Annotated in this window: 25 protein-coding genes and 1 pseudogene; 14 read left to right on the forward strand and 12 right to left on the reverse strand. The window is 70.3% G+C overall.

Translation table 11 applies throughout. The features are described from left to right. Positions 1–16: 16 nt before the first annotated feature. Together FHS44_RS23990 and FHS44_RS42830 are read left to right on the forward strand one after the other, a co-directional pair. Positions 17–352 carry a hypothetical protein gene (locus tag FHS44_RS23990; RefSeq protein WP_184718353.1) on the forward strand — a complete coding sequence of 112 codons (336 nt, stop codon included), beginning with the start codon at positions 17–19 and terminating at the stop codon, positions 350–352. 485 nt (positions 353–837) lie between these two features. Further along, positions 838–1335 (forward strand): DoxX family protein, encoded by a 498-nt coding sequence (locus tag FHS44_RS42830; protein WP_184718355.1) that lies wholly within the window; start codon positions 838–840, stop codon positions 1333–1335. On the opposite strand, the gene FHS44_RS24000 is transcribed toward FHS44_RS42830, so the two are convergent. Next, complete coding sequence (locus FHS44_RS24000) at positions 1336–2403, reverse strand: aldo/keto reductase (RefSeq protein WP_184718357.1); 1068 nt, start codon at positions 2401–2403, stop codon at positions 1336–1338. A 120-nt stretch (positions 2404–2523) separates the two neighbouring features. Between FHS44_RS24000 and FHS44_RS24005 the strand changes: the two genes are divergently transcribed. Beyond that, positions 2524–3396 carry a helix-turn-helix transcriptional regulator gene (locus FHS44_RS24005; RefSeq protein WP_184718359.1) on the forward strand — a complete coding sequence of 291 codons (873 nt, stop codon included), beginning with the start codon at positions 2524–2526 and terminating at the stop codon, positions 3394–3396. Here the strand turns inward: FHS44_RS24005 and FHS44_RS24010 are convergent. Genes FHS44_RS24010 through FHS44_RS24020 form a run of 3 tightly spaced genes read right to left on the reverse strand, consistent with a single transcriptional unit; the run spans position 3393 to position 6054 of the window. After that, positions 3393–4115, reverse strand: a complete 723-nt coding sequence (locus FHS44_RS24010; protein ID WP_184718361.1) for an amidohydrolase family protein — start codon at positions 4113–4115, stop codon at positions 3393–3395. The genes FHS44_RS24005 and FHS44_RS24010 overlap by 4 nt on opposite strands. Next, positions 4112–4909 (reverse strand): alpha/beta fold hydrolase, encoded by a 798-nt coding sequence (locus FHS44_RS24015; protein ID WP_184718363.1) that lies wholly within the window; start codon positions 4907–4909, stop codon positions 4112–4114. Before FHS44_RS24015 ends, FHS44_RS24010 begins: the two co-directional genes overlap by 4 nt. Then, positions 4906–6054, reverse strand: a complete 1149-nt coding sequence (locus FHS44_RS24020) for an MFS transporter (protein WP_184718366.1) — start codon at positions 6052–6054, stop codon at positions 4906–4908. The genes FHS44_RS24015 and FHS44_RS24020 overlap by 4 nt, the downstream gene beginning before the upstream one ends. 113 nt (positions 6055–6167) lie before the next feature. Here FHS44_RS24020 and FHS44_RS24025 point away from each other — a divergent pair, with 113 nt between their 5' ends. Both FHS44_RS24025 and FHS44_RS24030 read left to right on the forward strand, forming a co-directional pair. After that, entirely contained in the window at positions 6168–7076 is a 909-nt protein-coding gene (locus FHS44_RS24025) for a LysR family transcriptional regulator (protein WP_184718368.1), read from the forward strand. 151 nt (positions 7077–7227) lie between these two features. Further along, positions 7228–7545, forward strand: a pseudogene (locus FHS44_RS24030) (NUDIX hydrolase); the annotation flags it as partial. Here FHS44_RS24030 and FHS44_RS24035 read toward each other — a convergent pair. Then, positions 7526–7894: a YybH family protein gene (locus tag FHS44_RS24035; RefSeq protein WP_184718370.1), complete on the reverse strand. Its 369-nt coding sequence runs from the start codon at positions 7892–7894 to the stop codon at positions 7526–7528. The pseudogene FHS44_RS24030 and the gene FHS44_RS24035 overlap by 20 nt on opposite strands. A gap of 88 nt (positions 7895–7982) precedes the next feature. Here FHS44_RS24035 and FHS44_RS24040 point away from each other — a divergent pair, with 88 nt between their 5' ends. Then, the gene (locus FHS44_RS24040) at positions 7983–8906 is read left to right on the forward strand and encodes a LysR family transcriptional regulator (RefSeq protein ID WP_184718372.1); all 924 of its coding nucleotides are present in this window, start codon (positions 7983–7985) and stop codon (positions 8904–8906) included. Here FHS44_RS24040 and FHS44_RS42420 read toward each other — a convergent pair. Beyond that, positions 8869–9147, reverse strand: coding sequence for a DUF6059 family protein (locus FHS44_RS42420; protein ID WP_184718374.1), 279 nt, complete (start codon positions 9145–9147; stop codon positions 8869–8871). The two genes, FHS44_RS24040 and FHS44_RS42420, sit on opposite strands and share 38 nt — an antisense overlap. 192 nt (positions 9148–9339) lie before the next feature. Here FHS44_RS42420 and FHS44_RS24050 point away from each other — a divergent pair, with 192 nt between their 5' ends. From FHS44_RS24050 to FHS44_RS24060, 3 genes are all read left to right on the forward strand, one after another. Continuing rightward, entirely contained in the window at positions 9340–9768 is a 429-nt protein-coding gene (locus tag FHS44_RS24050) for a nitroreductase family deazaflavin-dependent oxidoreductase (protein ID WP_184718376.1), read from the forward strand. A 55-nt stretch (positions 9769–9823) separates the two neighbouring features. Then, positions 9824–10549, forward strand: coding sequence for a Clp protease N-terminal domain-containing protein (locus tag FHS44_RS24055; RefSeq protein ID WP_184718378.1), 726 nt, complete (start codon positions 9824–9826; stop codon positions 10547–10549). 159 nt (positions 10550–10708) lie between these two features. Continuing rightward, the gene (locus tag FHS44_RS24060; RefSeq protein WP_184718380.1) at positions 10709–11806 is read left to right on the forward strand and encodes a L,D-transpeptidase; all 1098 of its coding nucleotides are present in this window, start codon (positions 10709–10711) and stop codon (positions 11804–11806) included. 39 nt (positions 11807–11845) lie between these two features. On the opposite strand, the gene FHS44_RS24065 is transcribed toward FHS44_RS24060, so the two are convergent. The 3 genes from FHS44_RS24065 to FHS44_RS24075 form a co-directional block, all read right to left on the reverse strand. Further along, a complete protein-coding gene (locus FHS44_RS24065; protein ID WP_312863790.1) occupies positions 11846–12940 on the reverse strand; it encodes an AI-2E family transporter in 1095 nt (364 codons plus the stop codon). A 38-nt stretch (positions 12941–12978) separates the two neighbouring features. Continuing rightward, positions 12979–14193 carry a hypothetical protein gene (locus FHS44_RS24070; RefSeq protein ID WP_184718382.1) on the reverse strand — a complete coding sequence of 405 codons (1215 nt, stop codon included), beginning with the start codon at positions 14191–14193 and terminating at the stop codon, positions 12979–12981. 111 nt (positions 14194–14304) lie between these two features. Continuing rightward, entirely contained in the window at positions 14305–15921 is a 1617-nt protein-coding gene (locus tag FHS44_RS24075; protein ID WP_184718384.1) for a dolichyl-phosphate-mannose--protein mannosyltransferase, read from the reverse strand. Positions 15922–16018: 97 nt separating this feature from the next. Here FHS44_RS24075 and rsmI point away from each other — a divergent pair, with 97 nt between their 5' ends. Then, positions 16019–16873: a 16S rRNA (cytidine(1402)-2'-O)-methyltransferase gene (rsmI, locus tag FHS44_RS24080; protein WP_184718386.1), complete on the forward strand. Its 855-nt coding sequence runs from the start codon at positions 16019–16021 to the stop codon at positions 16871–16873. Positions 16874–16927: 54 nt separating this feature from the next. Continuing rightward, a complete protein-coding gene (locus FHS44_RS24085; protein ID WP_246435932.1) occupies positions 16928–18457 on the forward strand; it encodes a dolichyl-phosphate-mannose--protein mannosyltransferase in 1530 nt (509 codons plus the stop codon). Here FHS44_RS24085 and FHS44_RS24090 read toward each other — a convergent pair. Then, on the reverse strand, positions 18405–19931 hold the full coding sequence (locus FHS44_RS24090; RefSeq protein ID WP_184718390.1) for a hypothetical protein: 1527 nt from the start codon (positions 19929–19931) through the stop codon (positions 18405–18407). The genes FHS44_RS24085 and FHS44_RS24090 overlap by 53 nt on opposite strands. Positions 19932–20032: 101 nt before the next feature. On the opposite strand from FHS44_RS24090, the gene FHS44_RS24095 reads away from it, so the two are divergent. The 3 genes from FHS44_RS24095 (at position 20033) to FHS44_RS24105 (ending at position 24003) form a co-directional block, all read left to right on the forward strand. Next, positions 20033–21271 carry a glycosyltransferase gene (locus FHS44_RS24095; RefSeq protein WP_184718392.1) on the forward strand — a complete coding sequence of 413 codons (1239 nt, stop codon included), beginning with the start codon at positions 20033–20035 and terminating at the stop codon, positions 21269–21271. Between the two features lie 68 nt (positions 21272–21339). Continuing rightward, positions 21340–23115, forward strand: a complete 1776-nt coding sequence (gene metG, locus FHS44_RS24100; RefSeq protein WP_184718394.1) for a methionine--tRNA ligase — start codon at positions 21340–21342, stop codon at positions 23113–23115. Positions 23116–23142: 27 nt separating this feature from the next. Continuing rightward, positions 23143–24003, forward strand: coding sequence for a TatD family hydrolase (locus FHS44_RS24105; RefSeq protein WP_184718396.1), 861 nt, complete (start codon positions 23143–23145; stop codon positions 24001–24003). A gap of 2 nt (positions 24004–24005) precedes the next feature. On the opposite strand, the gene FHS44_RS41880 is transcribed toward FHS44_RS24105, so the two are convergent. Beyond that, positions 24006–25340 (reverse strand): FG-GAP repeat protein, encoded by a 1335-nt coding sequence (locus FHS44_RS41880; RefSeq protein ID WP_184718398.1) that lies wholly within the window; start codon positions 25338–25340, stop codon positions 24006–24008. Continuing rightward, positions 25337–26830 carry a serine/threonine-protein kinase gene (locus FHS44_RS24115; RefSeq protein WP_312863791.1) on the reverse strand — a complete coding sequence of 498 codons (1494 nt, stop codon included), beginning with the start codon at positions 26828–26830 and terminating at the stop codon, positions 25337–25339. Before FHS44_RS24115 ends, FHS44_RS41880 begins: the two co-directional genes overlap by 4 nt. Between the last annotated feature and the right edge of the window lie 51 nt (positions 26831–26881).

Below are 26881 nucleotides of genomic sequence, written 5' to 3' on the forward strand. Positions count from 1 at the left end.
CGTTAGTTTGTTGTGGGTGAGCGAGGGTGATCCGCACATTCATGTCGAACGGTCGGTGCCGCAGGTCGGGGGTGCCTCCCGTGGGGTGATCGTGTCGACGTTCGGGCTCGTGCCTGAGAGTCCGAGTGTTGTCACCACCGGTTGCGGGCTTCGGGTGCCCTTCGCGATGACCTCGCCCCGGCCGGAGAGCGTCACCTGCCTTCCGTGCCGGGAGCACGCGCACCGGGAGTATCTGGGCTTCGCCGATCAGGTGGAGCGGCTGAGCCGGATGCCCGGCGCGCCCGTTTCCGGTGACCGGGCGGTCGAGGTCGCACGGTGGGCCAGGGACCTCGCGCGACGGTTCGCCGGTTAGCCACGGCGATTCTCCGACTGGGTGGGCCCGCTCGCCAAGGAATGGGCCTTCCCGCCAGGGACCTGCCCGCCAGGGAACGGCTGGGCGGATGTCGAAGGGTGCCGGGGAAGGGCGGACGTCGGGTATGTCGCCCTTCCGGGCGCTGACGTGTTCGGGAGGATGACGGGAGGCTTTCGAAGCCTTCTGCGGGCGCCACGTCGGAGCCGTCACGCGATCCACGGCCCACACGGTCGCGGTGCTCGGCTCGGCGCACACCTGCCGCTCCGGCCTGGGCGGTGCGATCGGCTGGCTGTACGGCGTGGCACGCGACACCCTGTCCGCGGAACGACGGACGGCGGCTTCTCGACCCGTCGCCTGCGAGAAGCCGACCTCCGGTGGGGCCCACCGTGCGTGTTCGACGAAGCCGCCTTCGGGAATATGGAACCCATTGGGTAGCGCTGCTATCGAATGTTGGATAACATCACTATCCAAGGAAGGTGAGTTCTATGACCGTGATCGTCCTTTTCGTGGCCACGCTGTTCTTCCGCCTGTTGGGTGCGGTGTTCGGTGTGGCGCGCTTCGCCACCTGGAGGGTGAGTGCCGCCCACGGGCTGGCCGTCATGCTGGTGATGACGGCCAGTGCCCATTTCGTCCCGCCGAGCGTGACCTTCATGCCGAACCACGCCGACATGGTGGCGATGGTTCCGCCGTTCGTCCCGCTCCCCGCCTTCGTGGTCTACCTGACCGGCATCCTGGAGCTGGCCGGGGCGGTCGGCCTGGTGCTCCCCGCCACGCGGCGGGCGGCCGGGATCTCCCTGGCGCTGCTGTTCGTGCTCATGCTCCCGGCCAACATCTACGCCGTGCTGGCCGAGACGACCCTCGGGGGAGAGCCGGCGACCCCGCTGTGGCAGCGGATTCCCGAGCAGGTCCTCTACATCGGCGTCGCGCTGTGGGCCGCGGACGTCGTGGCGAGCAGGACGCGCAAGCTCTCCGCCGTGCGTTGATCAGCGCGCGACCCTGGTGCCGCCGAAGATGAGGCCCCGGGGCATCGGGCTGGCCAGGAACGTGTGCGGGAAGCCGAGATCGACGGCGCTGGCCTCGTCGAGGGCGGCCACCTCGTCCTCGGTGAGGCGCAGCCCAAGGGCGCCCAGGTTGTCCTCCAGCTGCGTGAGGGTCCTCGCCCCGACGATCGGGGCCGTGACCGCGGGGTCGAGCAGCGTCCAGGCGAGCGCGACCTGCGCGGGAGTGGCCCCCTTACCTGCGGCGACGTCCCTGACCACGTCGGCGATGGTGAGGCCGCGCTCGGTCAGGGAGCCGTTGGCGACCGCGACGTTCCTGCGTGTCCCCTCGGGAGCCGCGGACGCCTCTCCGGTCTCCAGGTCGTCGCGGGTGTACTTGCCGGTCAGCACGCCGCTGCCGAGCGGGGACCAGGGGATCACCCCGAGTCCCATCTCGCGTGCCATCGGGATGAGGTCACGCTCGACGGTCCGCTCGATGAGGCTGTACTCGATCTGCAGGGCGACCAGCGGGCTCCAGCCGCGCAGGTCGGCGATCGCCTGCATGCGGGAGACCTGCCAGGCGGGGGTGTCGGAGATGCCGACGTAGAGCACCTTGCCCGCCCTGACCAGGTCGTCCATGGCGCGCAGCACCTCCTCTACCGGGGTGGTGCCGTCCCAGGCGTGCAGGTAGAGCAGGTCGATGTAGTCGGTGCCGAGCCTGCGCAGGCTCGCCTCGACCGAGGCGACCATGCTCTTGCGGTGGTTGCCGCCCGAGTTCGGGTCGCCAGGGCGCGTGGCGATCGTGTACTTCGTGGCGAGCACCAGGCGTTCGCGGCGGCCGTGGACGAACTCGCCGAGCAGGCGCTCCGCCGTACCGTTGGTGTACTGGTTGGCGGTGTCGACGAAGTTGCCGCCCCTGTCGAGGTAGGTGTCGAAGATCCGGCGCGCCTCGTCCCTGTCCGCGCCCCAGCCCCAGTCGGACCCGAAGGTCATGGTGCCCAGGGCCAGCGGGGAGACGCGCAGACCGGAACGGCCGAGCAGCCGGTAGAGATCGAGGGAGACGGATTCGGTCACGATGGCCTCCTGTGTGTCGGATTGGCTCCTTCCATGCTGGGACGCTCGCGTACGGCCAGCCAGTGAAGCCCCTTCCTGGGAAGGCGAGTCCCAGGAAGGCTCCCGAGTAGGATCGAGACGGTGAACGGCAACGCGGACGTGACCAACGAGCTGGCGGCGTTCCTGCGCCTCCGACGTGAGCGCCTCGCGCCCGACGACCTCGCGCTCCCCAGAAACGGGCGTTCGCGCCGCACTCCCGGCCTCAGGCGGGAGGAGGTCGCCGAGCTGGCCGGGGTAAGCGTCGACTACGTGATCCGCCTTGAGCAGGGACGGGGCCTGCGGCCCTCCCCGGAGGTGCTGTACGGCCTGGCCAGGGCGCTGCGGCTGAGCGACGACGAGCGGGCCTACCTGTTCGACCTGGCCGGGCAGCGGGCGGAGGCCAGGGTCGCCCCCTCCGGACAGGTCGCCGGGCCGGTCGCGCGGCTGGTCCACGACCTGTCACCGCTGCCGTGCATGCTGCTCGACCACCGCTTCGACATCCTCGCCTGGAACCGCGAGATGGCCGCGCTGATGATGGACTTCGGCACCGTGCCGGACCGGCAGCGCAACACGCTCTGGCTCTGCTTCGTCCATCCCGGCCTGCGTGACTTCTACCGTGACCGCGAGCACGTGATGCGGGAGGGCATCGCCGACCTGCGCGCGGCGTGGGCCGCCAACGCCGGTGACGCCGCGCTCGGTGAGCTGGTCGGCGAGTTGCAGATGCAGAGCGAGGAGTTCGTCCGCCTGTGGGCGCTGCGTGACGTGAAGGTGAACGGCCGGGGCAGCAAGCCGCTGCTGCATCCCCGGGTGGGGCCGCTCACCGTCGACTTCGAGGTGCTGAACCCGCTTCAGGACCCCGGCCACCGGCTCATCATCTACCGCGCCTCCGACCCCGCCTCGCAGGCCGCCCTCGACGAGATCGCCCGCGAGGCGGCGGACGGCCCCCGCGCGCTCCACGGCGCCGCAACCGGCTAGGGCCGAACCTCGCGGTGAGGTGGCTCAGCGGGCACCCGGAAGAGACGCCCGGCGATCTGGGTGACGGCGGTGACGAACCTTTCCCGTACGGCCTGCTCCGGCACGCGGGTCACCTGGCCGGAGCTCACCAGGATCCGGCCGTCCACGATGACGGTGTCGACGTCGGTGGAGCCGCCCAGGACCAGGAATCCCTCAAACGGCCGGACGAGGACCAGGTCGGCCCGTCTGCCGACCCGCAGGCTGCCGATCTCCTCCTCCCACAGCAGGGCCCTGGCGCCAAGGCGGGTGGCCATGGCCAGCGCGTCCGTGGGCACCACCGCGGTGTTGTCCGAGAACAGTTCGTTGTGCGTCAGCCAGGTCTGGCGCATGGCCTCGGCCATGCCGCCGATCGGCAGCCGGTGACGGTCGGCGAAGGCGGCCAGCCCCCTGCCCAGTTCGTCGCTCGTGTTGACGGTGTAGATGGCCGAGGGCATCACCCGGATCCGGCCGCTGTCGTGGGTCGCGGCGGTCAGCCGTACCCGCTCCAGACGGTCCAGCACCTCGGCGGCGTCGCGGGTACGGCGGAAGCGGGACTCCCCGGGGGCGCACATCCCGTCGCCCGCCCAGTCCACCGTACGGACGTCGCGCACCGCGACGATCAGTCCTCCGACGGCCAGCACCGAGCCCTCAGGATGGGTTCTCGCCTCCTCGTGGACCAACAGACCGTCCGGGTGGCTCATCGTGGGACGGCCAGGAAGGCGCGCAGGGCGGGGGCGATCGCACTCGCCAGGTCGTCGGCCGTGTGAAGGTCGGCCGAGACGCTGACCGGCGCGAGATGGCCGTCCCCCAGCACCCGGACGACCCGCTCGGCGAGCTCCGTGGGGTGCCGCGCGTCGGTTCCCGGGACCACCAGGGTCGGCGTCGTGATCGCGGCGAGTTCGCCGACGTCGCGGAAGGACCTGTCGTGGCCGATGGCCGCCGCGGCGGCGATGCTCGCCGGGTCGGAACGCGGGATGGCGTCGCGCACCATGGCCCCGATGACCGGTGGGAAGTGCTCCAGGATGGGCGTCCAGGCGGCCTCGACGCCGTCGGTTCGCACCCTGGCGGCGAACGCGTCGAGGAAGGCGGTCTCGGCTTCCTTGTCCTGGTCGTCCTCGATGTCCTCGACGCCGATCAGTACGGCGGCGCGCACCCGCTCCGGATGGGCGAGCATGGCGCGCAGGGCCACCGTGGCGCCCAGGCCCGTGCCGCCCAGCGCCGCGACGCGGAGGTCCAGGTGGTCCAGCAGCGCCACGACGTCCGAGACGTACTGGTCCCAGGTGTGCAGGGCCGGGTCGGCGCAGACCGACCGTCCGTAGCCGCGCACGTCCGGCAGGATCACGGTGTGCCGGTCGGCGAGCAGGTGCGCCAGCGGCAGCAGGCTGTGGTGGTCGGGGCCGCCGCCGTGCAGCAGGACGAGCGGCGCCCCCGTGGAGCCGACCGTGGTCGCGTGCAACGGGCAGCCGTCGGCGCCCCGGTAGGTGAACGTCATCATGAGGATCCTTTCCTGGAACGGGTCTCCGGCAGGAAGCGGCACACGGCCAATCCGGCCAGAGGGACGCAGGCCACCACGGCGAACACCGTGACCAGGCCGTGGGCGTCGGCGAGCAGACCGAGCAGGGGCGCGACCACGCCGCCCGCGGAGACCGACAGTCCCAGCGTGACGCCGCTGGCCGTACCGATCCGCCCCGGGAGGTACTCCTGGCCGAGCGTCACGTCCACGGCGAACGGGATGAACACTCCCAGGCCGAGGACCACCGCGGCGAGCAGCGCGAGGCCCAGGTTCGGGGCGACCATCAGACCGATCGCACCGGGCGGGCACAGCGCCAGTCCGATCCGTACGGTGGCCACCCGCCCCAGGCGGTCCGCCATGCGGCCGCCCAGCAGCGTCCCGGCCACGCCGGTGCCGGTGTAGGCCAGGACCGCCAGCGTGGCGGCCACGTCCGAGACCTGGAAGCGGCTGATCAGCAGCAGCGCCAGGAACGAGTGGACGCCGTAGGCGATGACCGACCGCACCACGACCACGGCCGTCAGCCAGCCGAACGCCCGCCAGTCGTCCCGCCCCGTCGCGGGAGGGGGGACCGCTTCCACGGCGACGGGGCGGGACCGCAGCAGGGGCAGCGCCACGACGGCGAGGACGAGCGCGGGCAGGGCCAGCAGGGGAGTGCCCGCCAGTCCTGTGCCGCCGAGCACCGGGGCCACGACCAGGGCGGCGCCCGCGCTGCCGAGGGTGCCGCCCACGCTGAACCAGCTCATCCCGCGGGCCGACCCTCCCGAGGCGTCCCTGGCGGCTCTGGCGGCCTCCGGGTGGTAGGCCGCGACGCCGATGCCGGAGACCGCTATCGCGCACCAGGTGAGCCAGTACTCCCCGGTGACGCCGGACAGGCCGATGCCGAGCCCGGCCACCAGCATGCCCACGGCGATCAGCCAGCGTCGCCGTACCCGGTCGGCGAGGATCCCGAAGGCGGGCTGCAGCAGGCTGGACAGGAACGTGGCCGCCAGGGTGAACCCGCTGGCCGCCGCGTAGCCGTACCCCCGCTCGATCACGAGGAACGGCAGGACCACCGGGACCGCGCCCTGGTAGAAGTCGTTGACCGCGTGTGTGGTGGTGAGCAGCCCGAGCCGGGGTCTCATCCGCATGGCATGGTCCTTGGAGACTCATATGGTGAACAGTGCGCCGGTGAATGAGCCTAGAACTGGGCAAAGTGTGACGACAAAGACGAAACTTCAGCGGTACCCATAGGCTTTCGCCTATGGACAGCCGCATCTCCCTCCACAAACTTGAGGTCTTCTGCGCCGTCGTGGAGTACCGGGGAGTGGGACGCGCCGCCGCCCACCTGTACGTCTCCCAGCCCGTCGTGAGCGGCCACATCCGGTCGTTGGAGGAGCGCCTCGGCGTCGAGCTGTTCCACCGGGTGGGGCAGCGCCTTGAGCTCACCGACGCGGGTCACGCCGCCTACCGGTGGGCAAGGGACACGCTGCGGCGCGGCAACGAGCTGGAGCGGGAACTCGCCGGGCTCACCACCGGCACCGCGGGGGCCGTGGCCGTGGCCACCAGCATGACGGTGGGCAGCTACCTGCTGCCGCCGATCCTCACCGACTTCGCGCGGGCCAATCCCGGCGCGCGGATCGCCGCCCACGTGTTCGACCCCAACCAGATCTGGGAGGCCGTCACCTCGGGGCTGTGCGACCTGGCGGTGCCCATCGCCCCGCGCATCCCCCACGGCAGCGGTTTCAGCGGGGAACTCGTCGGCCACCAGGACCTCGTCCTCGCCGGTGCGCCGGACATCGGGTTCGACAGCGTCTCCGCGGCCGACCTCGCGGGGTTGTCCTTCGTCTCGACCCCCCGCACGTCGGTACGGCGCGACCTTGAGGACATGGCGTTCGCGGAGCTGGGAGTCACCGACCGCGAGGTGGTCATCGAGTTCGGCCATCCCGAGGCGATCAAACACGCAGTGCGCGCGGGCCTCGGCGTCGCGCTGCTCTTCCGCGCCTCGGTCGCCGCCGACCTGGCCTCCGGCTCGCTGCGGGAGATCGAGATCGTCGGCGCCCGGCCGAGTCTGCCGGTGTTCGTCGTCTGGCGCACCGGCAAACGCCTGTCACCCGTGCAGCGGACACTGATCGCCGCGATCCGTCAGGCGCTGAGTATGTTGGGATCATGAACGGTCGGTTTGTCAGGACCAGGGCCGCCGCGGGCGCGCTCTTCTTCGACCAGGACGGCCGGGTCATGATCGTCGAGCCGTCCTACAAGCCGGAGCGGGACATCCCCGGGGGTTCGTCGAGCCGGAGGAGACCCCGTACGAGGCGTGTGTCCGGGAGATCGCCGAGGAGCTGGGCATCCACCCGCCGATCGGCAGGCTGCTCGTGGCCGACTGGGCTCCCGACCCGGAGGCGGGGGAGATGGTCCTCTTCGTCTTCGACGGCGGGGTGCTCGACGCGGAGACGCTCGAACGGATCACCTTCGCCGACGACGAGATAACCGCCTTCGGGTTCCATCCGGTGGAGGACCTGGACGACCTGCTGATCCCGCGCCTGGCCCGCAGGGTCGCGGCCGCGGTGGCCGCCCGCGAGCTGGGCGAGACCGTCTACCTGGAGCACGGCCTGCCGCTGTTCAGCGGGTCGGAGGGGTGACGAACTCGGGCTGGTCGAGCAGGCGCAGCCAGCTCCCGTCGGGCTGGCGCCGTACGACCTGGGCACGGGCACCCGAGCCGTCCTTCGGCGGGGTGGAGGTGAGGGCGATGTCACCGCTCACCAGGGTCGGCAGCGGCTCCTCCGGCTCGAAGCGGGGCCGGTTGGCCAGGACCTTCTCCCACAGCGCGCGGATGGCCTCCCTGCCGACGGTCTGTCCGCCCGGCGGGTAGGCGAGCACCGCGTCCTCCTCGTAGAGGGCGGCGACCCCGGCCGCGTCACCGGCGTTGGAGCGCTCGACGAACAGCCGGGTGATGTCCTCGGGGCGCATGGCCTTCTCGTACTTCGTCATGGGACCTCCTGGGTTGTTGTTCCCAGTCTTGTCACGACATTTCCAGAAGTCCAACAGATTGTTCTTCTCGCAACTAGAATTCACAGTTATGGAACTGAGGCAGCTGGAGTATTTCGTCGCGGTCGCCGAGGAGCGGAACTTCACCCGGGCCGCCGAGCGGGTCCGCATCAGCCAGTCCGGCGTCAGCGCCCAGATCCGGCAGCTCGAACGGGAGGTCGGGGCGGAGCTTTTCGACCGTTCCGCGCGTGTCGTGACCCTCACCGTCGCGGGCAAGGCCGCGCTCCAGCACGCCCGCGCCACGCTCGCCGAGGCCGCCGCGCTCAGCCGTGCGGTGGGGGAGGTGACCGGCCTGGTCAGGGGGCGGCTCACGGTCGGCATGGTCGTCGGCTGCACCGTCACGCCGCTCTTCGACGCCCTGGCCGCCTTCCACCGGGCCCATCCCGGGGTGGAGATCTCGCTGTTCGAGGCCGACTCCGAGCGGCTCGTCGAGGAGGTGCGCGCGGGCGGCGCGGACCTGGCCCTCGTCGGGTGCGCGGGCGCGACCCCCGAGGGGCTTGAGGCGCTGACGATCGTCAGCGAGGGGCTCGTCGCGGCCGTGCCGTACGGTCACCCGCTGGCCGGGCGGTCGAGCGTCACCCTGCGGGACCTGACCGAGCACCCGATCGTGTGCATGCCACCGGGCACGGGACTGCGCGCCGTACTCGACCTGGCCTGCGCGGCACGCGACCTCAGGCCGGAGATCACGTTGCAGGCCGGTGCCGCCGACGCCGTCGCCGACCTCGCCGCCCGTGGGCTGGCGGTCGCGGTCCTCAGCGCCTCGATGGCCACCGGGTACGGTGACCGGCTCGCGGTCCTCACGATCGACGACGTCGAGGTGCCCGCCCTGCTCGCGCTGGTCTGGCGGGACACGCACAACCCCGCGCTGCGCGAGCTGGTCGCGTACGGCAGGCGGGCCTTCGCGGGTCCTCAGGACCTCACGCGTGCGGGCACTCCCACACCCGGGGGCTCGTGACGGTGTCCAGATCGAGCTGGGCCCAGAGCGCGCGTTCGGCTTTCGTCGGCCTGACGTGCGGGACCAGCCGTTCCGGGTGACCCGGCGCCGGGCAGCGGTCGCAGGCCCCGGCGTACTCCTCGCGCGGGACGTGCCAGTGCATCGAGGCGAGTGAGGGGCCGATGTTCTCGACCACGCTGATGACCAGCCTCAGCAGCCTCCGGCTGAGCCTCCACGACGGCGCGGTTCTGTTCGGTCGCACGGCGATCGTCTCTCCTTGTCCGGCCCTTGGCGCCACCTGGGGATGGCGTTGAGGGAGATCATGCCCACGACAGTGACATCTGCCACACCCCGTTCACCAGTCTTGTGTTTTCGGGACGCCTGCTTAAGGCCGAAAAATCGGTACATGCGATCGTGTTTCCCGAACACACCCCTCCCAGTAAGGAGTCGCCATATGTCCGCAGACGCACAGCCGACGCCGCAGAACAGGAACGCGGCCGTCATCGAGGAGTTCCGCGCGAACGAGGGGAAGGTCGGGGGCTACTTCGAGGGCTCCGACCTCGTCCTGCTCACCACCGTGGGGGCCAGGAGCGGTCAGCCGCACACCACCCCGGCGCTCTACGTGAGGGACGGCGACACGGTCGTGGTCGCCGCCTCCTTCGCCGGGGCGCCGAAGCATCCGGCCTGGTACCACAACCTGGTGGCCAACCCGGAGGTGACCGTGGAGATCGGCGCGGAGAAGTATCAGGCGACCGCGGTTCCCGCGGAGGGCGCGGAGCGCGACCGGCTCTTCGCCCTGCTGGCGGAGGGCACCCCCCGCTTTTACGAGTACGCGGAGAAGACGACGCGGGTCATCCCCATGGTCGTCCTGCGCGCCCACTGAAGATCGTCGTCAACCCAGGGTTGACGCTCTCGAAGCGTCAACCTATGGTTGACGCATGACAGATCCCGTTCGTACGACGAACCAGGTTCGCCTCGACGATCTGATCGAGGCCATCAAGAAGTCCCACCCGGACGCGCTCGCGCGGCTCTCCGGGGCGGTCATCGTCGCCGATCACCTGGGTGAGCTGGCGGACCACCTGATCGGCCACTTCGTCGACCAGGCCAGGCGCTCCGGCGCCTCCTGGACCGACATCGGCAGGAGCATGGGGGTGACGAAGCAGGCCGCGCAGAAGCGTTTCGTAGTAAAGAGCGATTTTTCCCTCGACCTCAGCCAGGGGTTCGACCGGTTCACCGACCGGGCGAGGAACGTCGTGGTGGCCGCGCACAACGAGGCCCACGCCGCGGGCAACGCCGAGGTCCTTCCCGAGCACCTGGTGCTCGGCCTGCTGAGCGAACCCGAGGGTCTGGCCGCCAAGGCGCTCGGCAAAGAGGGGGTGTCACCGGAGGCCGTCAGGCGGGCCGCGACCGCGACGCTGCCCGAGGCGGCCGGTGAGGTGCCCGACCTCATCCCCTGCGACGCGGGCTCGCAGAAGGTGCTGGAACTCACCCTGAGGGAGGCCCTGCGCCTGGGCCACAACTACGTCGGAACCGAGCACCTCCTGCTCGCCCTGCTGGAGTTCGAGAACGGTCAGGGCGTGCTGTCGGGCCTGGGGATCGACAAGGCCACCGCCGAGACCGGCATCCTGGCGGACCTCGCCGCCATCACCGCCGCCCGGGGCTAATCGTTTTGCCTGGTAGGAACCCTGCTCAAACCCCACCAGTCACACCGTTATCCAATCGTTGCATGATCAGGTACGCATAACGCGGTTTTCGGTTGTCTCACATATGGAGCGCGCCAGTAGCTCAAACGGGCGCGGAAGTATGCATATGAGGAGCAGACCGTGAAGACCCTCAGGCGGACGGCCCAGGCCTCGCTCGCCCTCGTGGCTCTCGCCACCGTTGCGGCCTGCGCGGGGGAGGGCGGGGCCGTACAGGTGGCACCCGTGTCCGTGTCCAGCGCCGCCCCGACCAAGGCCGGGGCGGCGACCCCGCCCCCCTCGGCCGGCCAGGTGGCCAAGGTCGCACGGCGTGGCAAGCCCATACTCGGCATCGCGGACATCACGCCCATGGGAGAGAAGACCGAGCGGATCGGCGTCGGCGCCCCGATCATCGTCACCTTCGACAGGGCCGTCGCCAAGCGGGCCGCGGCCGAGGCCGTCCTCCAGGTCCAGGCGGACAAGCCGGTCCAGGGCGCCTGGCGCTGGGTCTCCGACCGCAAGGTCGTCTACCGCACCAAGACCTACTGGAAGCCGCACCAGAAGGTCCTCCTCACCGCCAGGCTCAGCCAGATCCCCGGCAACGAGGCGGCCAAGGACGTCAGCCGCCGCTTCGCGATCGGCACGGCCAACATCTCCACGGTGAGCACCGGCAGGCACGTGATGAAGGTCTACCGGGACGGCAAGCTCGCCAAGACCATCCCGATCAGCGCGGGCCGGGGCGGCCTGGTCAAGAACGGCGTCGACGTCTACCTCACCACCAGCGGCGTCCACCTCACGATGGGCAAGAAGGCGGTCGAGACCATGACCTCCTCCTGGCTCGGCGTCACCGACCCCAAGGACCCGCGCTACTACAAGGAGGAGATCCCCTGGGCGGTGCGGATCTCCGACAGCGGTGAGTATGTCCACCAGAGCGCGGGCTACTACCAGTACCTCGGCCACTCCAACCAGAGCCACGGCTGCGTGCGCGCCACCCCCGAGGGCGCCAAGTGGTTCTACGGCATCGCCCAGCGCGGCGACGTGGTGAAGATCGTCGGCACCAAGCGCAAGCTCGACTGGCGCAACGGCTGGGGCTTCTGGCAGCTCAGTTGGACCGAGTGGAAGAAGGGCAGCGCCCTGCCCCCCGGCGGCGTCCCCACGCCCGCCCCCACCCCGACCCCCAGCACCCCCGCCGCCGACCCCAACCCGGGCGGCGAGCAGGCGGGCCAGGAGGGCGGCCTCTGACCCCTCTTCTCGTACGGCCTGGCCTTCACACCTCGAAGGTCAGGCCTGTTCCTGTTTGGGCAGGACGACCTCGCGGACGATGAGCAGGATGGCCGCGACCAGCGGGATGCCGAGCAGTGCCCCGACCACGCCCAGCAGTGCCCCGCCGAGCAGTGCCCCGACGATCGTCGCCAGCGGTGGCACGTCCACCGAGCTGCGCATGACGCTCGGCGCGATCCAGTAGTTCTCGATCTGCTGGTAGATCGTGAAGAAGACCACGCACACCAGGCCGACGGTCGGCGAGACGAAGAACCCGACGAGGGAGGCGAGTCCCGCGCCGATGAAGGCGCCGACCAGCGGGATCAGGTCCGTCAGCGCCACGATCAGGGCCAGCGCCAGGGCGTAGGGGACCTCCATCAGCACCAGGAAGAAGAAGGTCGCGACCCCGGCGATCAGCGAGACGATCAGGTTCCCCCCGACGTAGCCGCCGATGCTGTCGATGATCTTGTCACCGAGCAGGCTCGCGCGGGTCCTGCGGGAGCGGGGGACGAGGCGGTAGGCCATCCTCTTGAGCGAGTTCAGCGAGCCGAGGAAGTAGAGCGTCAGGACCAGGACTGTCAGCGCGTTGAAGACCGCCCCGATGATCACCTGGCCGAAGCCGAGCACCCCGCCGAACATCTGGCTGCCGAAGTCGCCGCTCGTCACGTACTGCTGGAGCTTGTCCAGGAGCTGGAAGCGCTGGTCCAGGTCCCGGATCAGCGGGTTGTCCTGCAACTGCTGGACGTACAGCGGCACCTTGCGCACGAAGTCGGCAGACTGCGTCGTCAGCGGCGGCACGATGGCCAGCCCGAAGGCGGTGAAGACCGCGATGACGCCGAGGAAGACCACCGTGATCGCGGCCAGGCGGGGCAGGCCGCGCGCCTGCAGGCCCTCGACGGCCGGGTTCAGGCCGATGGCCAGGAAGAGGGAGACGATGATGAGGATCAGCACCGAGCTGGCGCTCACGACGGCCTGCACCAGCCACCAGGCGGTGAGCACGCCGAGGGCGCCGGTGAAGCCGAAGACGAACGGGTTGCCGCGTATCGGCCTGCCCGGCCTGCCGAAGGGGAACTCGGAGGTGGGGGTACGGCCTTCGCCGGGGGTGGGGTCGGACACGCCCCGGCAGCTGCCCGTTATGCAGGTAAATAGTCGATTTAGGGAAGATTGACGTACTGGCGGGGCCGCAGGGCGTGGTTGCGCAGGGCCGTGAGGGCGGCGGAACGGCCCGCGGGCGTCAGCCTGCCCCCGGCCCTGAGCCCGAAGACGTCGAGCCGACGTCCCAGCTCGGCCAGTGAGGCCTCGACCTCGGCCGTCTGCCACTCCTCACAGTCGATCACCGCCGTGACGTGCTCACGCTCCGCGGGGGAGCCGTCCACGAGCAGCATCAGCGCGACCTCCCGCGCCGAGGCGCCGAAGTCGTTCTCCCCCGGCACCGGTGCCAGCAGCGCGGCCGCGGCCGACTCCCAGAGCAGGACGGGATCGGCGAGCAGGCGCTGCCCGACCGAGGTGGTCACGAGCCGCCTGCCGGCCCGGTGAAGCGCTCCCAACTGCGTCTGCGCCATCTCCCTGGCCGCGGCCAGCTCGGCGGCGCTCCAGGTGCTCTCCGCCAGCACGGACCGGGCCAGGTTGTGGCGCTGGGTCAGCGGGATGCCGCCCTGCCTGTCGCCCACCCTCAGCAGCCACCGCAGCGCCTCAAGGTGGTCCTTCTCCGGGACGGGGATCGGGGCGTGCAGGCACACCTCGAAGGGCTGGGCCAGCTCGCGCCAGGCGGTGCCCCTGCCCAGCACCCAGCGGTTGAGCCGTTCCCCCTGGACCCGGTGCAGCCAGTTGTCCCCGCCAAGCTCGACGCGGGGCGTGACGAGCCAGCGGCGGGTCAGCGCGATCCGCTCCCGCGAGTCGGGGTTGAGCTGCCCGGAGACGATGGCCAGTTCGAGCGCCGCCGAGCAGGCGCCGTGCGCGCCCAGCTCCTCGGGGCCCATGATCGAGCTCCAGCGCAGCTCGGGGACGTCGGGAGGGAGCACGCCGGTGGCGTCGAGCGCGCTCTGGTAGGCGGCCATCCCGGCCTCCTCCCCGGCACGGGCGTAGACGCGCAGGATCCTGGTGGTCGTGGGGGAGACGCAGATCGCGGCGTAGCGTTCGAGACCGCCGAGACGCAGCAGGCGGCCGAGGGCGTGGGCGATGGCGGCCCGGTCACCGCGGGCCTTGGTCGGCAGCGTGTACCAGAGGAACTCACACACGTTGAGTTCGGTGATCGTCTCCAGCGGCTCACCGCCGGTCAGCCAGTCGACCGCGCTCCTGGCGTGCTCGGCGCAGCCGGGCTCGGACCGTTCAAGCTCGGACAGAAGCGCGGCCACGTCCGGTGCAGGCATGCTTCGAAGTCTGCCGTATGCAGGCCTGCCATGACGATGAACGTGACGTAATGGATCGCGCACGTCGCCTACCCTAGGAAATCGGTGCTAAGCGGATCGTGAGCCGGGCGCTCAGATCCAGCCCTTCTTGAAGAGCATGCGGGAACTCCAGTCCGCGTAGGGGATGATCTCGGCGGTCAGCACCGGATAGAGCCACCAGAAGTTGATGATCGCGAGCACCGCGAAGGCGCCGACCACCACGGAGCCGAGCAGCCGTCGTGACGGTATGGCGTCCGCCGGGCCGAGGATCAGTCCCGCGGCCAGGGTGATGGCCAGGATCATGAACGGCACCATGGGGATGGCGTAGAACATGAACATGGTGCGGTGGTCGGCGATGGCCCAGTAGAACCAGGGCACCCAGCCCGCGGCGTAGCCGAGCAGCACGGCCCCGGCCCGCCAGTCGCGGGTGGCCACGTACCACGCGATCATGGCGATCAGGGCGGCCAGCCCGCCGTACCAGATGATCGGGGTTCCGACGCCGAGCACGGCCTGGGAGCAGGTCTCGGCCCCGCAGGAGCCCTTCGGGCTCTCGTAGAAGAAGGCGACGGGCCGCAGCAGCAGCGGCCAGCTCCACGGCTCCGACTGGTAGTTGTGCGGGGTCGAGAGCCCGGAGTGGAAGCTCAGCACCTGGAAGTGGTAGTTCAGCCACGACCGGACGGAGTCGAAGACGAAGAACGCCGGTCCCTGCGAGGTGGCCTGCGCCCAGTTGCGGCCCCACCCGGTGGCGCTGATGAACCAGCCGGTCCAGGAGACCAGGTAGGTGAGCGCGGGCAGCAGTCCCATCGCGCCCAGCAGCGTGGGCAGGTCCTTGCCGAGCGCGCCGCTGTACGGCCTGCGCAGGCCGACCGCCCTGCGGGCTCCGGCGTCCCACAGCAGGGCCATGACGATGAAGGCGACCAGGTAGAAGATGCCCGACCACTTCACCGCGCAGGCCGCCCCGAGGAGGACGCCCCCGGCCAGGCGCCAGGGACGCAGGCCCAGCCAGGGTCCCTGGTCGGTGATGGGGGAGCTCTCGTACCAGTTGGCGAGTCTTTCCCTGGCCCGGTCGCGGTCGACGACGAGGCAGGCGAAACCGGCCAGGACGAAGAACATCAGGAAGATGTCCAGCAGCGCCGTACGCGACAGGACCAGGTGCAGGCCCTCGACCGCGAGCAGGAGACCGGCCAGGCAGCCCAGCAGGGTGGAGCGGGTCATCCTGCGCGCCACCCGCGCCAGGATCAGGATCGACAGACTGCCCAGCAAAGCTCCGGCGAAGCGCCAGCCGAACGGGGTCATCCCGAACAACTGCTCACCCACCGCGATCAACCACTTGCCCAGCGGCGGGTGGACCACGTAGGAGGCGCACTTGTCGATCTCGGCGGGGGCGCACTTCTGCCAGATCTCGGTGCCACCGGCCATCAGGACCTTGTCGGCGTCCTTGACCATGGTGCGTTCGGCGAGGAAGTTCACCAGGGACCAGGCGTCCTTGGCGTAGTACGTCTCGTCGAACATCACCGAGTTCGGGCGACCCAGGTTGACGAAGCGGAGGAACGCCCCGAACACCGTCACCAGCAGCGGGCCGAGCCAGCCCCACATGGCGCTGCCGGGCATCGGCGGCACCAGCCGGTCACGCACGGAGACGACCGAGGCGGCGCTCGGTTCTGACTCCGGCTGTTCGAACGCCTGGTTGGGGAAGTCGGTCACGGCCACCCGGCCATCGTACGGGCCTCCTCCCCTCCCGAACCTAAGAAACACCGCCTACATGTCCAATTACGGAACTTCTCCCCTTGTTGGGACCCCGTGTCGGATGCGGGAGGATGGAACCGTGAACGAGAACGGCAGGCTGGTGCTCGCTGGAGCCCCGATCGGACGGACGGGCGACGCCTCGCCGAGGTTGCGTGAGGCGCTGGAGACCGCCGACGTGGTCGCCGCAGAGGACACCCGCCGTCTGCGCCGCCTCGCGGCCGACCTGGGTGCGGAGATCGGCGGCAGGATCGTCTCCTACTACGACGCCAACGAGGCGGGCAGGGCGGCCGAGCTGCTGGGCGAGCTGCGCGACGGCAGGACCGTTCTGGTCATCACCGACGCCGGGATGCCCGGTGTCTCCGACCCCGGCTACCGCCTGACCCACCTGGCCGTCGAGGCCGGGATCACGGTCACCTCGCTGCCCGGCCCCTCCGCGGTCACCACCGCACTTGCCGTCTCGGGCCTGCCCAGCGACCGCTTCTGCTTCGAGGGCTTCCCGCCGCGCAAGCCGGGCGAGCGTGACCGCAGGCTGCGGGCGCTGGCCACGGAGGAGCGCACGATGGTCTTCTTCGAGGCGCCCCACCGGCTCGGGGCCGCGCTCGGCGCGATGGCCGAGGCGTTCGGGTCGGAGCGCAGGGCCGCCGTCTGCCGCGAGCTGACCAAGACCTACGAGGAGGTACGGCGCGGCGGCCTGGGCGAGCTGGCCACGTGGGCGGCCGAGGGGGTCAAGGGCGAGATCACCGTGGTGGTCGCCGGTCACGATCCCCAGGAGGTCGAGCCGGACATCGAGGACCTGGTCGCCGAGGTCGCCCGGCGCGCGGAGACCGGGGTGCCGAGGAAACAGGCGATCGTGGACGTCGCGAAGTCGGCGGGGATTCCCAAGCGAGATCTATACGATGCTGTCCACAGAGGGTGATTTTTCTCCATACTTCCCTAAATGGGATTAACCAGAGATCGACTTCTGCCCCCCATGCCGGGAAACGTCCTGCTGGGCTGGCTTGGACCGCTGCTCGTCGCCGCGTTCGGGGCGTTCCTGCGCTTCGACCGTCTCGGGGTGCCGAAGGCGGTGGTGTTCGACGAGACCTTCTACGCCAAGGACGCCTACGCGCTGAGCCTCTACGGCGTCGAGCGGGCCACGTTCGGTGATTCGTCGGACCCGATCGCCGACCGGATGCTCATGTCGGGGAACACCGACATCTGGATCAGCTGTTCCCCGCCAGAGGCCGATCCCTGCCCGCTGTACGTCGCCCACCCGCCGCTGGGCAAGTGGTTGATCGCGGTCGGTGAGCAGTTGTTCGGGATGACCCCGTTCGGCTGGCGCTTCGCCGGAGCTTTGCTGGGCAGTCTGTCGATTCTGATCCTGGCGCGGGTGGCGCGCAGGATGACCCGCTCCACCCTGCTGGGCTGCCTGGCCGGTCTCCTGCTGGCGGTCGAGGGCCTGCACCTGGTCCTGTCGCGTACGGCGCTGCTGGACATCTTCCTGATGTTCTTCGTCCTGGCCGGATTCGCCTGCCTCGTCGTCGACCGTGACCACTCACGAAGCAGATTGGTCGACCGGTACGAGAACTCCTCGGTGACCGATCACGGCCCGTGGCTGGGCCTGCGTCCCTGGCGTCTGGGCGCGGGCGTGCTCCTCGGCGCCGCGTGCGCGGTGAAGTGGTCGGGCATCTTCTACTTGGTCGCCTTCATCGTCATGGCTCTGCTGTGGGACGCCGGAGCCCGCAGGGCGGTCGGCCTGCGCAGGCCGTACAGCGGAACCTTGAGCAAGGACCTGCCGACGCTGCTGGGCGCGATGGGGCTGCTGCCCGCGCTCACCTATCTGGCCTCGTGGAGCGGGTGGTTCGTCTCCTCGCTCGGCTGGGGCCGCAACTGGGCGCAGGCCACCTCGCAGGGGCCGTTCTTCTTCGTCTTCGACTCGCTGCGCTCCTGGCTGGCCTACCACTTCCAGGTGCTGAGCTACCACTCCGCCCTGTCCACCACGCACCCCTACAAGTCGGAGCCGTGGAGCTGGCCGCTGCTGCTGCGCCCGGTGGCCTTCTTCTACGAGGGAACCGACGACGTCTGCGGGGTCAAGACCTGCGCCCAGGCCGTGCTCGGTGTCGGAACCCCGATCATCTGGTACGGCGGGCTGGCCGCGCTGCTCGCCATGATCGTGTGGTACGTCTCGACCAGGGACTGGCGGGCCGGGGCCGTGCTGCTCGGCTACGTCGCCGGTTGGGTGCCCTGGTTCTACTGGGCCATCGCCGACCACCGCACCATGTACAACTTCTACACGATCCCCATGGTGCCGTTCATGATCCTGGCCATCACCCTGGCCGCGGGACTGATCCTCGGCCCGGCGGACGCCGTACCGTCACGACGGCTGCTCGGCTCCGTGGTGGTCGGCGCCTTCGCCTTCCTCTCGATCGCCAACTTCTGGTGGCTCTATCCGGTGCTGAGCGCCGAGGTCATTCCGCACGAGGAGTGGTGGCGGCGGATGCTCTTCCGGAGCTGGGTCTGAACCCGTGCCGCAGCGCGATCGCCGCCGCCAGACACGCCAGCGGTACGGCGGGCAGCACGTAGCGGTAGTCGAACTCGGCAGTCGCCGCGGGCGCCAGGATCAGCCCGAAGGCGGCGAGCCACGGCAGCAGGACCGGACCGCCCAGGGTGCGCCAGCGCACCACGACCCCGACGAGACCCGCCAGCAGCAGCACGCCGACCACGATGCCGGGCAGCCTGACCGTCTGCTGGTAGCCCTGCATGAACCTCGCCCACGGGTCGTGGACCTCGGTGCCGATCACGCTGGGCTTGCCGCGGATCTGGGCGGTCGGCAGGCTCGGGTCGTAGTTCTGGGCGTCACGGTCGCTGGTGCCCCGGTAGGACGACCAACTGGGCAGCACCTTGCCCTCCGGCAGGAACTCGTACTGCCGGTAGGTGTTGGCGTCGGGGAACTGCGGCCTGTCCCAGCGGAAGGCGCGGAAGAAGTCTCCGGCCATGACGCCGAGATAGTCGAGCGGCTGGGCCATGATGGCCCGCCTGGCGAAGACCCCCGCGGCCCGGTTGATGTCGGGGGTGAAGGTGGTGTTGGGGCCGAAGGCGTGGAAACGCTGCCCAGGCTGGGCCCACCACAAGTACTTCTGCCCGGAGAAGTGCCGCTCGCTCGGCGGCGCGCTGATGCACAGCAGCGCCAGTTCGAGCTCCTTGCGGGGATCGACCTGCATCTTCCTGCAGTCGGCGAACAGCGCGGTCCGCATGTAGAGGATCGCGCCGTCGCTGTTGGTCATCGCGAAGTTGCCGTACGTCGAGGCGAACCACGCCATGTAACCGACAACCGGCACGGCACAGGCCGCGACCATGGCCACGATCGGCTTCCAGCCGGTCCGTTTGATGAGCATGTAGACCGCGACCAGGGCCAGGATCGGCAGGCCGATCGACCTGGTCAGCGCGGTCAGCGCGAGCAGCAGGCCGACCACGGCGCCGACCCGCCAGGTCATCTTCCTGTGCCAGAGCACCAGCGTCACGACGCCCACGACCAGCAGCATGAACATCGCGTCCGACATGACCAGGTGCTCAAGCTGGATCTGGTAGGCGTCGAACAGCACCGGCAGCGTGGCCAGCGTCGCCCCCCACCCGGGCAGCCCGAACCTCCTGCGCAGCAGGGCGTAGATCAACAGCGCCACGCCCAGACCCATCAGGTGCTGGGTGAAGGCCACCAGGGAGAAACTGTGGAAGGGTCGCAGCAGCAGCAACCAGAAGGAGTAACCGTTCGGTCTCAGGGCACTGGGTCTGTCAGGATTGACCGCTCCCGAGACGTACTCGAAGGAGTCGTTGAACCACAGCGCGGGGCCGTACCCCAGCATCGTGACCAGACGCAGCGCGAACGCCAGCGCCACGGCCGAGGCGAACAGCCGGTGGCGGCCGAGAAGGGCCAGCACGCGCGCGAGCACACCTGCGGCGGGCGCGTCGAGGCGCGGTGGTTCGGTGACGGTCACCATGCATTACAGGATGCCAGCCGTTTCATGGAGTTGACCCGCACAGTAGACGTTAGAGGGCATCATGATGAGGTTGGGCTGTGCCGTAACTGAGAGGTTGAGACGTGGAACTGACCGTGGTCATGCCTTGCTTGAACGAGGCGGAGACCGTGGAGACCTGCGTACGCAAGGCACTGGCCTGCATGCGGGAGCACGGGATAGACGGAGAGGTGCTGATCGCCGACAACGGCAGCACGGACGGCTCGCAGCAGCTCGCCCGTGACGCCGGTGCCCGCGTCGTGCACATCGACGCCAAGGGGTACGGCAACGCCCTCATCGGGGGCATCAGGGCCGCCCGCGGCAAGTACGTCATCATGGGCGACGCCGACGACTCCTACGACTTCACCGCGTTGCTTCCCTTCGTCGAGCAACTGCGCGACGGGGCCGACCTGGTGATGGGCAACCGCTTCAAGGGCGGCATCGCCCCCGGCGCCATGCCCCCGTTGCACCGCTACCTCGGCAACCCGGTGCTGTCCTTCATCGGCCGCCTTTTCTTCCCCAGCGCCATCGGTGACTTCCACTGTGGCCTGCGCGGTTTCCGGCGTGACTCGATCCTCAGGCTGGGCCTGCAGACCGGCGGCATGGAGTTCGCGAGCGAGATGGTCGTGCGCTCGACCCTGTCGGGTCTCGACGTGCGCGAGGTGCCGACCACGCTGTCGCCCGACGGCCGCTCCCGCCCGCCGCACCTGCGCTCCTGGCGCGACGGCTGGCGCCACCTGCGCTTCCTGATGCTGTACAGCCCGCGCTGGCTGTTCTTCATCCCCGGCCTGGTCCTGATGACCCTCGGCCTGGTCGCGGGTGCCGCGCTGAGCTTCGGGCCGATCTACATCGGCAAGCTCGGCTTCGACGTCGACACATTGGTCGGTGCCTCGGCCGCCGTGGTGATCGGCTTCCAGGCGGTCCTGTTCGCCCTGTTCACCAAGGTCTACGCGGCCGAGGAGGGCTTCCTGCCCGAGGACAGGCGGGTGCGCAAGCTCGTCGACATCGTGACCCTTGAGAAGGGCCTGATCGCCGGAGGCCTGCTGGCCCTGGCGGGTCTCTTCGGTCTCGGCGCCTCGCTGGTCCACTGGCAGACGCGCAGCTTCGGCCCGCTGATCCCCTCGGAGTCGCTGCGCCTGGTGGTTCCCTCGGCGACCGCGCTGGTCATGAGCTTCCAGACCATCTTCGCGGCGCTGTTCATCAGCATCCTGGGCATCCGCCGTTCCAAGGAGACGCCGATCGACGTCGCGGCCTCCGCGGCCGAGGAGGCCGCCCAAGCCGTCAGCCTGGACGGCGACGTCTCCCGGGAGAGCAGCAAGGCGTAATCCTCTCCCGGGGCCCGATCCCCGGGAGAGCATCAAGCCCTGAGTCCGCGTCCTCTAGGCTTGGTTTCATGTCCCAGCACATCCTGACCGCGGTCGCGTGGCCGTACGCCAACGGCCCCCGCCACATCGGGCACGTCTCCGGATTCGGCGTGCCGTCCGACATCTTCAGCCGCTACCAGCGGATGGCGGGCAACAAGGTCCTCATGGTGAGCGGGACCGACGAGCACGGCACCCCCATCCAGGTGCAGGCCGACAAGGAAGGGCTGACCGCCAGGCAGCTCGCGGACCGCTACAACAGGGTCATCGTCGAGGACCTCCAGGCGCTCGGCCTTTCCTACGACCTGTTCACCCGGACCACGACGGACAACCACTACGCCGTGGCCCAGGAGATCTTCAAGGGTCTGTACGCCAACGGCTACGTCTTCCCCAAGACCACGATGGGGGCGATCTCCCCGTCCACCGGACGCACCCTGCCCGACCGCTACATCGAGGGCACCTGTCCCATCTGCGGCTACGACGGCGCGCGTGGCGACCAGTGCGACAACTGCGGCAACCAGCTCGACCCGATCCAGCTCCTCAACCCGGTCAGCAAGATCAACGGTGAGAAGCCGATCTTCGTCGAGACCGAGCACTTCATGCTCGACCTGCCCGCCTTCGCCGAGGTGCTCGGCACCTGGCTGCAGTCCAAGCAGGGCGACTGGCGGCCCAACGTGCTGAAGTTCGCCCTCAACCTGCTGGGCGACCTGCAGCCCCGGGCGATCACCCGCGACCTCGACTGGGGTGTGCCGATCCCGCTCGACGGCTGGAGTGAGCAGGCAAACAAGCGGCTCTACGTCTGGTTCGACGCCGTCATCGGCTACCTCAGCGCCTCCATCGAGTGGGCCCGCCGCTCCGGCGAACCTGACGCCTGGCGGCAGTGGTGGCAGAACCCCGACGCCCGTGGTTACTACTTCATGGGCAAGGACAACATCGTCTTCCACGCCGAGATCTGGCCCGCGCTGCTGCTCGGCTACAACGGCCAGGGCGCCAGGAACGGCACCCCGGGGGCGCTCGGCGAGCTGAGCCTCCCCTCCGAGGTCGTCTCCAGCGAGTTCCTGACCATGGAGGGGCGCAAGTTCTCCTCCTCCCGTCAGGTCGTCATCTACGTCCGCGACTTCCTGGCCCGCTACGACGCCGACGCACTGCGCTACTACATCGCGGTCGCCGGGCCGGAGAACCAGGACACCGACTTCACCTGGTCGGAGTTCCTCAACCGCAACAACGGCGAGCTGGTCGCGGCCTGGGGCAACCTGGTCAACCGATCGATCTCGATGGCCGCCAAGAACTTCGGCGCCATCCCCGAGGCGGGCGACCTCACCGACGCCGACCGCGCCATGCTGGAGCGCAGCAGGGCCGCCTTCCCCAGGGTCGGCGCCGAGCTCGGGCGCTCCCGCTTCAAGAACGCCACGAACGAGGCGTTCGAGGTCATCCGCGAGGCCAACAAGTACCTCGCGGAGCAGGAGCCGTGGAAGATCAAGGACGACCCCGAGCGGGTCAAGTCGATCCTGCACGTGGCCCTGCAGGTCGTCGACGACGCCAAGACCCTGCTGACCCCGATCCTGCCCTCCTCCTCCAACAAGATCCACGAGATGCTCGGCGGGACCGGCGTCTGGTCGGGGATGCCGGAGATCAGGGAAGTCGAGGAGAACGGCAGGCCGTACCCCATCATCACCGGCGTCTACGACGGCGAGGCGCGCTGGGAGCACGTCCCGATCAGGCCGGGGGTTCCGCTCGCGCCGCCGACCAGGCTGTTCACCAAGCTCGACCCGAAGATCGTCGATGAGGAGCTCGCCCGGTTGGGATGACCGTGGCGGCTCGATAGGTTGGGGCGGGTGAGCACGACGAAGCTTCCCGCCCCTCCCGAGCCCCTGGCCTCCGAGGTGTTCGACAGCCACTGCCACCTCGACATCATGGTGGGCGACCGCCAGGCGTCCTCGGGCGATCCCGTCGCCCAGGCCGCGCAGGCGGCGCAGGCGAGCGTCGAGAGCATCCTCGACCAGGCCAGGTCCGTCGGGGTGACCCGGCTGGTCACGATCGGCTACGACCTGCCCTCCTCCCGGTGGAACGCTCAGGTCGCCGAGCTGCACGCCGACGTCTACGCCGGGGTCGCGATCCACCCCAACGAGGCGCACGCCTCGACGCCGGAGGTGCTCGCCGAGATCGAGGAGCTCGCCAGGCTGCCGCACGTCAGGGCGGTCGGGGAGACCGGCCTCGACTACTACCGCGACTGGGCGTCCAAGGACGACCAGCACGCGAGCTTCAGGGCGCACATCGAGATCGCCAAGCGGACCGGCAAGGCCCTGGTGATCCACGACAGGGACGCCCACGACGACGTGCTGGACGTCCTGGCCGACCAGGGGGCGCCGGAGGTCGTGGTCTTCCACAGCTTCTCCGGCGACGCCGAGATGGCCGCCAGGTGCGTCAAGGCGGGCTACTACATGTCCTTCTCCGGCCCTGTCACCTACAAGAACGCGGGTTACCTGCGGGAGGCCGCCGCGCTCGCGCCCACGGAGCTGATGCTGGTCGAGACCGACGCGCCCTACCTTCCGCCGACGCCGCACCGGGGCAAGCCGAACGCCCCCTACCTCATCCCCCTCACGCTGCGCTGCCTGGCCGAGGTCAAGGGGATCGACCCGGACGAGCTGGCCAGGGCCGTCAGCGCCAACGGGGAGACGGTCTTCGGCGCCTGGTGACCTCAGCTCACGGCGTTGCCGAACTCCGCGGACTCTCCGTCGTCCAGGGCTGGGGTCAGCGGGGTCCCGGTGGCGTCGTTGCGGCCCAGGACCGTCACCGCCCCCGAGCCGTCGCGGTCGGGGGCGCCGACCACCAGGCGGTTGCCGCCGAAGCCGACCGCCCAGCCGAACCGGTCGCCCGCCTCGCCCTGCTCGACCCCCTGGGCCGCCGAGGGGTCCCGCACCGGGATCACCTCGACCCGGCCCTTGCCTCCTGAGCCGCCGAACGGGATCCCGATCGCCAGCCGGGCGCCGCCCTCCCCGGTCAGGGCCAGCGAGAAGCCGTACCCGTCGCCGGAGGCTCCCCGCGTCCCCTGGTCGAGGGTGGCCAGCGGGGTGAGCTCCTCGGTGGCCGTGGTCCGGAAGAGCCGTACCAGCCCCGAGTCACGCACTCCGCCGCCGTCGCCGAGCGGCGCGCTCACCGCGAGATAGCCGACGCCGTCCTCCTCCGCGTAGGCCATGGCGTAGCCGAACCGGTCGCCCGCGTGGGTCTCCACGATCTGGTGCAGGTCCCACTTCCTGCCGGTGTAGGTGTCCTTGGCGCCGGACACGTCGTAGATGACGGACATCGAGCCCGCGTCCGCCGCGCCGCCGCTCTCCTGCGGGCCCGTCCCGTCGTCGTTGTCGTACGGCGCGCCGACCGCGAGGTCGATCGTGTCCCGCTGCCCGCCCATCCTGCCGACGGCGACCGACCAGCCGAACATGTCGCCGGACTCGCTGTTGCCAGAGACCCCCTCCGTGTTCTGGGTGATCCGCCACCCCGCACCGGAGCCCGCGTTCAGGTCGAACAGGTGGACCGCGCCCGCGTCCTCGACCCCGTCGGCGTCCTCGTGCGGGGCACCGGCCACGAGCGTGCCCTGCCCCACGGCCAGCGACCAGCCGAGGTGGGCACCCGCCTCGGGGGCGGAGGAGACGAGGCGAACCGGGGAGCGGTCGGCCGTGCCGTACACGACGTAGACGGCGCCCGCGTCCCGCTGACCCGCCACGTCGGTGTACGGCGCGCCGACCACGACGTCCGCGCAACTGTCGCCGTCGAGGTCGGCCAGCCGTACCGACCAGCCGAACCCGTCACCGGCGGCGGGCTCGGGCGCGCGCACGATCTTGCTGTCCCCGCCCTTACCGGACAGCAGATGTACGGCTCCCGCCCCGGTCACGCCGGAGGGGGAGGCGAACGGGTCGCCGACGGCGGTGTCCCAGCCGCAGGTCGCGGGGGACGAGGGGGACGAGGGCGACGAGGGTGCGGTCATGAGCGTGAGCAGCAGTGCGAACGGCACGGCGGCCGGGAGGGAGAGTCTCACAGCCGTACCTCGATCCTTCGTCCGCCCTCGGTCACCTGGCCGGTCAGCCGGGCCGGTCGCCGCTCAGGAGGCAGGTCGTAGACCAGAACCTCGTCCAGCCTGTCCCCGGGAGCCAGCGTGTCCGTCAGGCCCGCAGGAGGGGCCTCGGGGGCGTGGGAGGCCCCCGCGTCGTCGAGCAGGGCGAAGGGGACGCGGTTGAGGGAGACGCGCTCGCCGCCCGGGTTGAGCAGGGTGAGCGTGACCACGCACAACCTGCCGCGTGCCGTGGTGCCCCCGTAGGAGGTCAGGCCGCAGCGCGGGGCACGCGGCACGATCAACTGCGGACCCCCGACCGGGGAACCGGCCGAGATCCGCCTGCCCACGTCGGTGGGACCGCCGCCGGAGGCGACCCCACCGGCCGCGTTCCCGCTACCGGGTCTCCCGCCGCCCGTGTTCCCGATGACCTGGGTCAGGACCGCGGCGGTCACCGCGAGGGCGGCCACCACGACGAGTCCCGCGATGACCAACTTGTTCCGCCGGGGCCGCGGCGCGGGGGGCGGAGCGGGTGTTCCGAGGACGTTCAGGGCCTGGGTGGCGTCCGGTTCCACGTTGGCCGGGGGCCGCCACGTCCCGCCGAGCACGTCGTCGGCGACCAGCGTCGGCGGGTTGTCCGAGGCCGGGGCGCCGCCAACCAGCGCGATCAGCAGGTCCTGCGCGCTCGGACGCGCCCTGGGGTCCATCGCGGTCGCCCTGCGGACCAGGTCGTCGAGCGGGGCGGGGAGCGTGCCCAGGTCGGGCGGGGTGTTCAGCAGCCGCGTCGCCATGGTGATCATGTCACCCCTGCCGTACGGGTGGCGGCCGCTGCCCGCGTAGGCGACCAGGCAGCCCCAGGCGAAGACGTCGGCGGCCGGGGTTATTTCGAGGCCCCGCACCTGCTCGGGCGCCCACCAGCCCGGGCTGCCGAGCACCTCGCCCGAGCGGGTGAAGCCGTGGGTGGAGTCCAGTGCCCTGGCGATGCCGAAGTCGATCACGCGCGGCCCCGACAGGGACAGGATCACGTTGGCGGGCTTGAGGTCGCGGTGGACCAGCCCGGCGACGTGGATCGCCGCAAGCGCCGCGGCCACCCCCAGGGCCACACCGTGCAGCGGGGCGGGGTCGAGCGCGCCGTACTCGCCGATCTGGCGTGACAGGGGAGTGCCCGCGATGTACTCGGTGACCATGTACGGCCTGCCGTCTGCGGCGTTGCCGTTGTCGAGCACCTGGGCGGTGCAGAACGACGCGACCCGCCGGGCGTTGCGCACCTCGGCGTGGAAGCGCTCGGCGAAGCCGTCCTCGACGGCGACCTCGGGCTTGACCACCTTCACCGCCACCGGACGCCCCCGCGGGTCGCGCGCCAGGTAGACGGTGCCCATGCCGCCCTCGCCGAGGCGACCGAGAAGCTCGTAGTCCCCGATCCGCCCGGGATCGCCGGGGCGCAACCCCTCGACGCCGGGTTGGTTGACGTCCGTCACGGGGTGCAATCCTTCCATCGCTGACAAGCCCCCCGTATTGAGCACATTATC

It is taken from the genome of Streptosporangium saharense (assembly GCF_014203715.1).
GTDB lineage: Bacteria > Actinomycetota > Actinomycetes > Streptosporangiales > Streptosporangiaceae > Streptosporangium > Streptosporangium saharense.

What these genes read in the sequence shown, in the direction of transcription:
- FHS44_RS42830 (WP_184718355.1), top strand. Translation starts at nt 838, where the DNA reads ATGACCGTGATCGTCCTTTTCGTGGCCACGCTGTTCTTCCGCCTGTTG.
- FHS44_RS24010 (WP_184718361.1), bottom strand. Translation starts at nt 4,115, where the DNA reads ATGAGCCACCCGGACGGTCTGTTGGTCCACGAGGAGGCGAGAACCCAT.
- FHS44_RS24015 (WP_184718363.1), bottom strand. Translation starts at nt 4,909, where the DNA reads ATGATGACGTTCACCTACCGGGGCGCCGACGGCTGCCCGTTGCACGCG.
- FHS44_RS24020 (WP_184718366.1), bottom strand. Translation starts at nt 6,054, where the DNA reads ATGCGGATGAGACCCCGGCTCGGGCTGCTCACCACCACACACGCGGTC.
- FHS44_RS24025 (WP_184718368.1), top strand. Translation starts at nt 6,168, where the DNA reads ATGGACAGCCGCATCTCCCTCCACAAACTTGAGGTCTTCTGCGCCGTC.
- FHS44_RS24035 (WP_184718370.1), bottom strand. Translation starts at nt 7,894, where the DNA reads ATGACGAAGTACGAGAAGGCCATGCGCCCCGAGGACATCACCCGGCTG.
- FHS44_RS24040 (WP_184718372.1), top strand. Translation starts at nt 7,983, where the DNA reads ATGGAACTGAGGCAGCTGGAGTATTTCGTCGCGGTCGCCGAGGAGCGG.
- FHS44_RS24050 (WP_184718376.1), top strand. Translation starts at nt 9,340, where the DNA reads ATGTCCGCAGACGCACAGCCGACGCCGCAGAACAGGAACGCGGCCGTC.
- FHS44_RS24055 (WP_184718378.1), top strand. Translation starts at nt 9,824, where the DNA reads ATGACAGATCCCGTTCGTACGACGAACCAGGTTCGCCTCGACGATCTG.
- FHS44_RS24070 (WP_184718382.1), bottom strand. Translation starts at nt 14,193, where the DNA reads ATGCCTGCACCGGACGTGGCCGCGCTTCTGTCCGAGCTTGAACGGTCC.
- rsmI (WP_184718386.1), top strand. Translation starts at nt 16,019, where the DNA reads ATGCGGGAGGATGGAACCGTGAACGAGAACGGCAGGCTGGTGCTCGCT.
- FHS44_RS24085 (WP_246435932.1), top strand. Translation starts at nt 16,928, where the DNA reads ATGCCGGGAAACGTCCTGCTGGGCTGGCTTGGACCGCTGCTCGTCGCC.
- FHS44_RS24090 (WP_184718390.1), bottom strand. Translation starts at nt 19,931, where the DNA reads ATGGTGACCGTCACCGAACCACCGCGCCTCGACGCGCCCGCCGCAGGT.
- metG (WP_184718394.1), top strand. Translation starts at nt 21,340, where the DNA reads ATGTCCCAGCACATCCTGACCGCGGTCGCGTGGCCGTACGCCAACGGC.